Genomic DNA, 2,002 nt, shown 5'->3' with positions numbered 1-2,002 from the left:
AGCGCCCTGTCGGCACGTTCCAGCAGGGTTTCCGTGCTGTCCTGCTGCGTGCGCCCGGCGACCCCAACGCTGCAGGTTACAGCTACCGGCCCGGCACAGGTCTCAAAGGGCCGGGCGGCCACTGCCTCGCGTATCCGTTCTGCAACTCTCCCCGCACCGGCCAGGTCCGACCGGCAAAGGACCACAAACTCTTCGCCGCCGTAGCGGGCCAGCAGGTCTTCCGGCCGCAGGCAGCGGGACACCCTGCGGGCGAATTCCCGCAGCACGTCGTCCCCGGCCCGGTGCCCGCAGGTGTCGTTGACCTTCTTAAAATAATCGATGTCCAGGAACAACACCGAAAAAGGCCTCGTGGAGGCCATCATGGAGTTCAAGCATACCTCGAATCTCTTGCGCGTAGCGGCCCCGGTGAGCCTGTCGCTGGCCGACGAGAAGACCAGGGGCGCGGTCTGCCCTGTAACCCGCGCCGCCCTGGTCCACTGGGCCGATTCCATTTCCAATAGCCGCCGTTTCATGGTCTCCGCTTCTTCCGCCAGGGAGGCGATTTCCCTGATTCTCGCCGGTTCCTTCTTCAGGAAGAGGTAGAAGCCGCCGTTGGCCAGGGCCAGGGCGACGAGGAGCAGCACCGCCAGCGACGGCCGGCCGGCGGCGGCCAGTGCTGACGCGGCCAGGGCCGACGAGAAGTTGATCAGGCTGCACACCTCAAGGCTCAACGGGTACCACCTCCAGCATTTCCCGCACGCTGTGGGTGCTCCGGGTCCTGCCGTCCTCCGTCCAGACCATGACGGGTACCGGACCCCTCCACCGAAAGCGGTAAATCTCCCCGGTGTAGCCCATGCTTTTGAGCGTACGTTCCGTCTCAGCCGGGTCGCCTTGCACGGGGACGGGCTGCCATCCCTTCCCCGCCGGGTCCCTGTTGATTAATTGTTTCAAGGCTTCCCGGCAGGAGGGACACTCCGGGGAAAATAGCAGGACGGGTTTAAGGGCCGTATCGAGTTTGACGGTTTTCCCGTCCCGTTCGGCCGCAATGTACCTGCCGAACGTTTCCTGCCACGGGCCGCCCTGCCCGGGTGCCGGGCCCCAGAACATCAGGGCGGCGACCAGAACCGCCGCCAGCACTCCGCTCACCACCCGGAGCCTGTATTCCTTCGTTGCCACGGACGCGGTCAATACACCGGCGGCCAGGAGCATGTCGGCCTGGATGCACGTGGTACAGCGACCGGCAATTAACTGCAGGGCCAGGGAGACCGCCACCAGGGCGGTCCCGAACACTACTGCCTGCAGGTGTTTTTTCGATGAGACAAACCCGGCGCACAGGGCGCTCCCCAGGACGGCTACAGCAGTCACCACGTCCGGGGAGCCCCTGACGGCAAGAAAAATTGAGGCCGCCACGAAAAAGCTCCCGCTGATTAACCTCCGCAAATGCATCATCCTTTCTCTACCAGGCTGGTCAATCTAATTGCAGGCATCTTCCGCCGCCCGGTGCCACCTCCCGTTGAGGTCGTAATAGAACGTCCCTCCCTGGCCGCACCGGTTTGTGGAAATGTAATCGAAGTTACCCGGCGCAAATCTGTCCAGGAAGTTCAGCGCCAGGGTCTTCACCCGGCCGAAAGTCCTGACGACGACGGAGGGATAGTAAGGGCTGTCCCTGTCGTCGTAGACGGTTATCCCCGTTATCCTCGCGTCACCCCCCTGGGCGGCGTCCATTTCCGGCGGGCGGTTGAGCTCGAACATGGTCCCGGCGGCGGTAAAGGCTTTGGATCCCCTGAACTCCACCCAGCGGTCCAGTACGGTGTAGGAGCACCCGCCGCAGTCGCAGCAGTATTTTTCCCAGCCGCCGTTGTCGATGAGGTCTCTTTCCAGGCCCGAGACCACGGTCGTGCCGCACGGCTCGCAGCAGGGGTCGCATTCTTCATCCCCGCAGCAGGTGGTGTACTCGCCCATGTCTATCTCCAGGGTAACGTAGCGGTCGGCGGTCATGGCCGCGGCCAGGGCGGCCGCGTCG

At 64.1% G+C, this 2,002-nt stretch carries 3 protein-coding genes; all 3 read right to left on the bottom strand.

Annotated elements, in window-relative coordinates; all coding sequences use genetic code 11:
- A partial coding sequence (locus ACPLUI_RS13290) for a GGDEF domain-containing protein (RefSeq protein ID WP_424660732.1) occupies positions 1-710 on the bottom strand: 710 nt, incomplete at its 3' end.
- Positions 700-1,419: a hypothetical protein gene (locus tag ACPLUI_RS13285; protein ID WP_424660731.1), complete on the bottom strand. Its 720-nt coding sequence runs from the start codon at positions 1,417-1,419 to the stop codon at positions 700-702. The genes ACPLUI_RS13290 and ACPLUI_RS13285, both read right to left, overlap by 11 nt.
- A 33-nt stretch (positions 1,420-1,452) precedes the next feature.
- A partial coding sequence (locus tag ACPLUI_RS13280; RefSeq protein ID WP_424660730.1) for a hypothetical protein occupies positions 1,453-2,002 on the bottom strand: 550 nt, incomplete at its 5' end.

The sequence above is a fragment of the Desulfofundulus sp. genome, from assembly GCF_049701015.1.
Classification (GTDB): Bacteria; Bacillota; Desulfotomaculia; order Desulfotomaculales; family Desulfovirgulaceae; genus Desulfofundulus.
The sequence above is the reverse complement of the archived record's forward strand: the minus strand, read 5'-3'. Positions and strand labels throughout refer to the sequence as shown.